This window comes from Bacillus sp. EB106-04-04-XG123 (assembly GCF_058791855.1).
In genome coordinates this window covers 1-10,114 of the sequence record NZ_JBYTDZ010000010.1, presented here as the reverse complement: position 1 = coordinate 10,114, position 10,114 = coordinate 1, and the positions used below count along the sequence as shown (strand labels likewise).

Annotated in this window: 2 protein-coding genes; both read left to right on the top strand. The window is 31.3% G+C overall.

Annotated elements, in window-relative coordinates:
• The first annotated feature begins 28 nt into the window (after positions 1 to 28).
• Positions 29 to 5,524: an amino acid adenylation domain-containing protein gene (locus tag AC3WTB_RS19145; RefSeq protein WP_492334104.1), complete on the top strand. Its 5,496-nt coding sequence runs from the start codon at positions 29 to 31 to the stop codon at positions 5,522 to 5,524.
• 22 nt (positions 5,525 to 5,546) lie between these two features.
• Positions 5,547 to 10,114 (top strand): amino acid adenylation domain-containing protein (locus AC3WTB_RS19140; RefSeq protein WP_492334103.1); only part of this gene is annotated, 4,568 nt, incomplete at its 3' end.

Sequence of the window (10,114 nt, the reverse complement as noted above, 5' to 3'; positions counted from 1 at the left end):
TACTACTGCCTTTTTCCCACCTTCCGTATTGAGGGTAACACCGTATGAAGAATTACCAGATTTAAAGACAATTATTGTGATGGGAGAAGCTTGTACATCAGATATAGTCAAAGTATGGGGAAAAGAGCGTACGTTTATCAATGGTTACGGTCCAACAGAGGCGACAATCGGAAGTACAGCGGGCGTATGTACTCCTGACATGGAGAAGCCTACGATTGGAAAGGTATTTCCAAACAAAAAGGTTTATATTTTGAATCAAGATGATCAAGTTCAACCGATAGGCATACCTGGTGAACTGTGTATTGGAGGAGAAGGATTAGCGCGTGGCTATTGGAACTTACCAGAGCTGACGAAAGAAAAATTCGTAAGAAACCCTTTCATTCCAGGAGAAAAAATGTATAGAACAGGTGACCTGGCTCGCTGGCTTCCAGATGGTTCAATAGACTATATAGGAAGAATAGATGATCAGATTAATATTCGCGGGTACCGTATCGAACCAAGTGAGATTGAACATTGTCTTCTACAACATAAACAGATAATGGAAGCAGTTGTGCTAAATCATAAAAATAAAGAAGGGCAAGCAACATTACTTGCCTATTATGTTAAACGTGGGGACTGCTCAAGTGAAAATTTACGTCTTTATTTATTAGATAGATTACCACGACATATGGTTCCAGCATTTTTTCAAGAGGTGAAGTCAATCCCGTTAACAAACAATGGAAAGAAAGATAAAGAAGCATTAATTAAATATAATGAAATTGAAATAAAAAATAAAAACTATGTAGAAGCGTCCAATTCTGTTGAAAAATTATTAGTGGAAATTTTAGAAGAGATATTATCTGTTGGGAAAATTGGTATTTATGACAACTTTATATCAATGGGTGGGAATTCTTTAACTGCCGTATTACTTAGATCTCGCATCTCACAAGTTTTAAATGTTAACGTCACTTTAAAGGAAATTTTTGATTATCCTATCTTAAAAGATCTTGCTAGGTTTATATGTAAGATGGATAATACCTCTTTTCAACAAATTAAAAAAGTAAAGGAACAAAATTTATATCCTGCTTCTACTATACAAAAGAGATTATATATAATACAACAGCTTCCAGAAGTGGGGTGCGCTTATAATTTACCATTAATATTTAAAATTAATGGTAAATTGAATGGCAGATTATTAGAAAGTTCATTAACTAAACTTATTGAAAAACATGAAATATTACGTACTTCGTTTCATCTGCACAACGATAGAGTAGTACAAAAGATTCATTCTAATGGTGATTTTGAATGGTTGTCTCTAAAATGTGAGAATGAAGAACAAGCTTTAAATCTAATTCGTAATTTTATAAAGCCATTTACTTTAGAAAAAGCTTCTCAAATAAGAGGCTGTGTTATTGAATTGAATGACAATGAGCACTTCTTACTTTTAGATATGCATCATATCATTATGGACGGAATGTCTAAGAATATTCTTATAAAAGAATTATCTCTATTATATCAGGGAATAGATATTCCTTCTCCAAAATTACAATATAAGGATTATTCTGTTTGGGAAAGCGAATTAAAAAAAAATCAAACTGATTGGAGCAAAAAGGAGGAATTTTGGTTACATCAATTTTCAGATGAATTACCTATCTTAAAACTACCTACAGATTATCAAAGACCACCAATACAACAATTTAAAGGAAGAAAGCTGATTTTTAAAATAAGCAAAGAAATGACAAATGATTTAAAATTATTTGCTAAAAATAGAAATGTTACATTATTCATGCTACTTTTTACTGTTTATAACGTTTTGTTGTCTAAATATTCCGAACAAGAGGATATTATTGTTGGAACGACTTTGATGGGGCGCTATAATAGAGAGTTTGAATCTCTGTTGGGGATGTTTGTAAATACTTTACCTATTCGCTCTAAACTTTCTCAAGAACAAACTTTTGATAATCTATTAATTCAATTTAAAAATCAATTTCTGGAAATTTATCAACATGGTGATTATTCTCTTGAGGAATTGATAAATAAACTTTCTGTTCCTAGAGATATTAGTAGAAATCCTATATTTGATACTATGTTTACATTACAAAATATAGATGTTGAGAATTTTGAAATACAAGATCTTTCATTTAAACAATATGACTTTGAGCTAAATAAAGCTGTGTTTGATATGACTTGGGAAGTTGTTGAGCGTGAAACATTACAAATATGTGTGGAATATAATACAGATCTGTTTAAAAGAAGTACTATAGAAAACATGTTTATTCATTTTAAACATATTCTTTTGAAAGTTACATCTAATCCTAATATACAACTATCCAATATTAAAATGATAACTGACGACGATGAGCATAAAATTTTAAATGTATTTAATCAATATGAAGTTGATTATTCACGTGATAAAACACTTCAGTTTCAATTTGAAGAACAAGTTAAGAAATCTCCTGAAACAAAAGCTGTTGTATTTGAAGATAATGAATTAACTTACCAAGAGTTAAACGAGAAAGCGAATCAACTAGCCTATAAGTTAAGAGAAAAAGGAGTAAAAAGAGAAGATTTTATTGGCATTATGACAGAACGATCGGTTGAGATGATTGTGGGAGTATTAGGTGTACTAAAAGCAGGTGGAGCTTATTTACCTCTCGACCCTACTTATCCAAGTGAACGAATTGAGTATATGCTTCAGGACAGTGGTGCGAAATATGTATTGACCCATGGGAATATAAGCGTCCCGGAAACATTTTCTGGTGAGATTGTGAAAATTAATGATTTGGCTTTAACAGAGAATCCTAAAACAAATCTCAAAGAGATTAATGAGTCCACAGATTTAGCCTATCTTATCTATACTTCTGGAACCACAGGAAAACCTAAGGGTGTTATGGTTGAGCATAAAAGTGTAACAAATTTTTGTTTGGTAGGTAGAACTTACGGTATTTTAGCAGGAAGCCATGTATTACAATTTTCTTCGTTTAGTTTTGATGCCGCAGTAGGTGAAATTTTTCCTACCCTTTTAAGTGGGGCTACTCTTTATATAGTATCAAATGAACTTGTCCTTTCGGGAAATGAATTTACAAAGTGGATAGAAGAAAAGAAAATCGAGTCTATTGTTTTTCCTCCGTCAATGTTAAGGGTTCTTCCACATAAAGATTTACCTGCTCTTAAAACTATTATTACAGCAGGAGAAATGTGTACACCTGATCTAATAAAAAAATGGGGGGGAAATAGAACCTTTATTAATGCATATGGGCCAACCGAAGCTACTGTCGGTTCTACAGTTGCAACATGCAGTTCAGATATGGAAAAGCCACCAATTGGGAGACCTCTACCAAATAAAAAAATATATATTGTCGATAAAAACTACAACTTACAACCTGTAGGTGTACCTGGCGAACTATGTATTGGAGGAGAAGGGTTAGCACGTGGTTACTGGAATTTACCAGAACTGACAGAAGAAAAATTTGTACAAAATCCATTCATTCCAGGAGAAAAAATATATAAAACAGGCGATCTGGCTCGATGGCTTCCGAATGGTGACATAGATTATTTAGGAAGAATAGACAAACAAGTCAAGATTCGAGGATATCGTATAGAGCCTGAAGAAATTGAAAATTTTATGTTAGCTAAAAATTTAGTTAAAGAGATTGTAGTTATTGCTGATGAAATTCAACAAGACCGTATGATATTATCAGCATATTTTGTTGCTAATGAAAAAATCACTAGTGAGCGATTACGTAATTATTTGCATAATCACTTACCAAACTATATGGTTCCTACTAGTCTTACAGAAGTGAAACAGATGCCGCTTACAAAAAACGGTAAAGTGGATAAGATGGCTTTACTAGAGATAAATAGAGGTGTTAAAGAGAGAAAGCCAGAACATAAGTCTATTTCTCCGATTGAAAGAATGTTGGTTCAAATTTGGGAAGAAGTATTGATGGTTAAGAACATAGGGATACATGATAATTTTATCGATTTGGGCGGAGATTCAATAAAAGCAATGCAAGTAATATCGAGGCTTTATCAAAATAATTTTAAACTCTCTGTAAAGGACGTATTTGATAACCAAACAATATTTAAAATCAGTGCGAAACTTCAAAAAATAGAAAGTTTTACTGAAGAAAACCATGAAGTAGTAGGTGAAGTCCCTAGACCTCCTATTCATGAATGGTTTTTTGAGAAAGATATGGATGAGCCACATCATTGGAATCAAACAATGTTACTAACAAGTAAAGAAGGTTGGATACCTGGCTTTGTTGAGCAAACTTTTGAACAGTTAATAAAACATCATGACGTATTAAGAATGAAAGTTACAAAAGAAAAGGAATTAATTATACAAGATACTAGTAAGAAGCACTACAAATTAAACACTATTGATTTAACATTGAGTGAAAATATAACGTTAAAAATAAAAAATAAGGTTAACCAGTTACAAAGAGAATTGAACCTTGAAAAAGGACCATTAATAAATGTTACTATATTTAACACTAAATCTGAAAGTTACTTATTAATTATTATTCATCACATAATTATAGATGGTGTTTCTTGGAGAATTTTAATTGAAGATTTAAATACAATATATAATCGACTATCTTTAAATAGTTCCTGTACCATTAAATTACCTAAAAAAACGCTATCCTATAAGACTTGGAGTGAGAAACTGCAGAAATATGCTAATAGCAATGAACTGATAAAGGAATTAAATTTTTGGGAAAATATCGAAAAAGAAATGTCCTTATTTTTAGACAATAGAAGAAACGCGAATCGAAAATTTCATTTAAAAGAATATGAAAAAGTTGGAATTGAATTTGACGAATATAACACATCTCTTCTACTAAAAGATGTTCATAATGCCTATGGGACCGAATTAAATCAGATTTTGATAACTGCTTTAGTTTTAATATTAAAAGATTGGAAAAACAGTAAGGATATTGCGTTAACTTTAGAGGGGCATGGTAGAGAAGAGGTTATTGATGGGGATAGTTTAAATCGCACTATAGGATGGTTCACCTCGCTATATCCATGTGTTTTCAAACTAAACTCTGTAGATTTAACGGATGTTTTAAAATATGTTAAAGAAACATTGAATGGTATTCCTAATAAAGGAGTAGGTTATGGAATTCTAAAATATCTAACACCACCATCATTAAAAATGAATATTGATTTTAAAGTAAATCCAGAAATAATCTTTAACTACATGGGAATATTTGATCAGCAAAACGTTTATGGTTTTGATGAAGCTCCTATTCCAATGGGAAATTCTATGAGCCCCTTATCAGTCGTTGATCATCTATTAGAAGTAAATGCGTTAATTATCAATAATAAACTGCAAATCAGTTATATTTTTAATAAAAATTTCTATTCTACAATGGAAATGGAAGAACTCTTGAGAAAATTTAAAGACCAGCTAATCGAAATAATTGAACACTGTAGTCAGAAAAAACAAACGGAAGCGACTCCAAGTGATTTTAGTGCGAAATTGTCAACAGCTGAACTAGAAGAAATTTTAAATGAGATCAATAAATTAGAAGTTTAAACTTTATAGGAAGTGATGAGAAGTGATTGATAACAAAGATATAGAGGATATATACGAACTTTCACCTTTGCAGAAAGGGATGTTATATCATAATTTAGAGTCTAATGAAAAAGATTTTTATTGTGAACAAACGATTTTGACATTGGAAGGAGGTATATCGTTAAGTGATATACAGAATGCTTTTGATGGATTGATTAAAAAATACGTTGTTTTACGAACTAACTTTCTCTATAACAATATACGTAAACCAGTCCAAATTGTATGGGGTAATAAGAAAAATATAATAGAATATCAAGATATTTCAAAACTGGACAAAGAGCAAAAGATTAAATATTTAGAAGATTTTAAAGAAAAGGATCGTTTGCGAGGATTTGATCTTTCAACGGACGCTTTAATTAGATTAAGTATTTTAAAAATTGATTCGGAAAAATTTAAATTAATTCTGAGTCATCATCATATTATAATGGATGGCTGGTGTTTTGGAATTATACTAAATGATTTATTCGAAATGTACAAATGTAGCATTCAAAACAAAAAAATTAATGTGGATAATACAACCCCATATAGTAAATATATTAAGTGGCTAGAAAATTTAGATCATAATGAATCTATTGATTACTGGAGAGATTACTTAAAAGGAATTGAGCAACATACGCAAATACCAGCTCAAAATTCTTTAAGTGTAAACCATGATTATATAAGATCCGAGAAAAGCATCATTTTTAGTGAAGAGTTAACACGAAATTTAAAATTATTAGCTGCAGATCTAAAAGTAACCTTAAATACAGTTCTACAATGTATATGGGGTATTTTATTGCAAAGATATAATGGTACGAATGATGTGACTTTTGGATCCGTAGTTTCAGGGAGATCACCTGAAATCAGTGGTATAGAAAAAATGGTTGGCTTATTTATAAATACTGTGCCTGTTAGAATTCAAACTAAAGAAGACACTTTTAAAAATTTGGTGAGAGAAGTTCAAAAAAGAGTATTAGATTCAGAGAAATATAATTATACTCCTATCGTAGATATTCAAAATTGTTTAGAGAGTAGACAACTCTTTGATCACATTTTTGTTTTTGAAAATTATCCCCTAGATTTAAATATATTTAATAGACAAAAAGATTTAGGTTTTAAAGTTTCAAATATTGAAGTTTATGAAAAGAGCAATTATAATTTCAATATTTTGATTTTGCCAGGTAATGAATTTGAAATAAAAATTATTTTTAATGGAGAAAAGTATCAAGAGCAGTTTATTGATGGTATTTTAAATCAGATAAAGTTTATCACTAGTCAGATAATATCTGATCCCAATTTATTAATTGGTGAGATAGAATTAATATCCCAAAATACTATTAATGGAATAAAAAATCATGAATTTCCCAATAAAAGCGTCCATGAAATCTTTGAAGAACAAGTTAAAAGATTCCCTAATAAAATTGCAATAAGAATTGAGGATCAGAGTCTTACTTATGATGAGTTAAATAAACGAGCTAATCAACTTGCACGGTTTCTTTTGAATAATGGTGTGGGTCAAGGAGACTTAGTCGGAATTTCAATGTTAAGGTGTTTTGATTTATATATAGGAATGCTAGCCATCCTTAAGATAGGAGCAGCCTATGTACCAGTAGAGACATCATATCCTCAACAACGTTTAATTCAATTAGTTAGAGATTCGAAAATTTCTATATTTATTACTAAAGATGATCTAACTCTTGATACTAAAGAATTAACTATAATCGATATAGATGAATATACGGAGGATATTAAAAAAGAAAATGAATTAAATTTACAGTTACCTATTTTCGGTAATGAATTGGCGTATGTCATGTTCACTTCAGGATCGACGGGTAAGCCGAAAGGTATTTTAACTACACATCAAAATATAATTAGCCGTGTTTATAATAGCAATTATGTAGAGATTAATGAAATGGACAAAATTCTGCAATTGTCAAATTGTACATTTGATGGTTCTTCATTCGATATTTATTCGAGTTTATTAAATGGGGGAGAACTAGTAGTTGTTCAAGAGGATAAATTATTAAATATTTCTTATTTATCAGAGTTGATCGAAAATAAAGGTATTACAATTACTTTTATCACAACAGCTCTATTCAATAAAATAGTAGATTTAAACATTACTTGTTTAAAAAATCTTAAAAATATATTGTTCGGAGGAGAAAAAGCATCTATTAAGCACGTAATAAAAGCTGTTAAAGTACTAGGTGAAAACCGTTTAATTCATGTATACGGGCCAACAGAAACAACTATTTTTGCTACTTATTTTTTAATTGATTACTCCATTTTAAATTCAAAGAGAGTACCAATTGGACAACCTATAAATGATACACAAATATATATATTAGATTCTAATTTAAAACCTGTCCCACGAGGTATACAAGGAGAAATTTATATAGGGGGAAGAGGAGTAGCTCAAGGTTATATAAATTCTAGTGAGTTAACAGATAAACATTTTATTCCAAACTTATTTGATGATTCTAAAACACGTTTATATAAAACAGGAGATTTAGGCTGTTTTTTACCTGATGGTAATATTGAGTTTCTAGGTCGTATTGATAATCAAGTGAAAATTCGAGGCTATAGAGTTGAAATAGAAGAAATAGAAAATTTAATAATGCAACATTCATATGTAAAAGAAGCTGTGATTAACATAGTAGGAGATATGAATTTAATTGCTTATATTACACTTCATAAAGATATTAATAAGAATACGGTTAATTGGAAGAAATACTTTCTGGAAAGGCTTCCCTATTATATGGTGCCAACTCATATCATCGAGATGGAAAAAATGCCTCTCACTTCAAATGGGAAGCTGGACCGAAAGGCCTTACCTTTACCGGAAATACAATCAGTAGAGGAGTATGTGGCACCGACAAATGAAATTGAAAAAAGCATCGAAAAGATGTGGAGAGAAATACTTGAAACTGATCAAATTAGTATTCATGCGAATTTCTTCGAACTTGGTGGTCATTCTTTAAAAGCCATGATGTTGGTGTCGCGTATTTCAAAACAGTTTCAAGTACAAGTACCAATAAACGAAATCTTCTCACGTCCAACAATTAAAGAATTATCAGAATACGTTCAAAAGACAGACGAAAAGACGTATCTTCCAACAATTGAACGTGTGGAACAGCAGAAGTATTATCCAGCATCATCTGTTCAAAAACGATTACACTCTATACACCATATAGATGAAACGAAAATGACTTATAATATGCCAATGGTATTAAGCATCGAAGGTGCTTTAGATATTAAACGCTTGGAAGGCGCTCTACAAACCATTGTGAGTCGTCATGAATCCTTGCGGACTTCATTCCATATGGTGGATGATGAGCTCGTTCAAAAAATTGATGAGAATCTGATTTGTCAACTTCAGTCTTTTTATGCGGATAGTGACACAGATGTAGAAAAAGCTATTCAATCATTTATAAGGGCTTTTGAATTAGATGTAGCTCCTTTATGTCGTTTTGGCCTGGTACATTTAACAGAAAGTAAATACTTATTGTTAATAGACATGCATCATATCATTTCAGATGGTGTATCGATGGGGATATTTATGAGGGAACTAAGAAGTCTATATCACCAGATACCATTAGAGCCTATAGAAATTCAATATAAAGACTACACAAGCTGGCAAGAAAAACTCAAAAAAACAGAGTTTTATCATAAGCAGGAAGAATATTGGATGAAGGAGCTTGCAGGAGAATTACCAGTGTTACATTTACCAACGGATTTTCCACGTCCAGCTATTCAAAAGTTTGATGGGAAGTTATATTCGTATGAGTTTGATCCAACATTGGCTCAGAAGTTAAATGAATTTTCGTCAAACCAAGGTGTGACCTTGTTTATTACCTTACTGGCTGCTTATAATGCATTGTTATATAAATACTCAGGGCAAGAGGATATTCTAATAGGTTCGCCTATTGTAGGACGATCAAATCCGGAATTAGAAAATGTCATAGGAATGTTCGCAAATACAATAGTTTTTAGAAATTATCCCACAGGTGGATTGACGTTTCGAGAGTTCTTACAAAGTGTAAAAGAGCGAAGCGTCTCAGTATATGAAAATGCCGATTATTTATTCGAGGAACTCGTTGAAAAACTGGAGATAGAAAGGGATCTTAGTCGTAATCCACTTTTCGATACGATGTTTATTTTGCAAAATATAGGACAGGAAAAATTGGCGTTATCTGATTTAACAATTAGAGAAAAACCAATAGAATGGTCAAATTCAAAGATGGATATGAGTTGGACTATATTGGAAGGTGAAACAATTCATCTTATTTTGGAATATAGTACTCATTTATTCAAAGAAGAAACCATTGGTCGGATGATCGACCACTATATGTCTATCCTTCAAGACATTGTAGAACAGCCAGATAAATGTTTAAGGGATATTGAGTTAGTCTCGGAGAAGGATCGCCAACAATTATTACGTCAATTTAATGATACAAAGAAAGACTATGTTAAAACGAAAACACTTTATACACAATTTGAAGAACAAGTTAAGAAATCTCCTGAAACAAAAGCTGTTGTATTTGAAGATAATGAATTAACTTATCAAGAGTT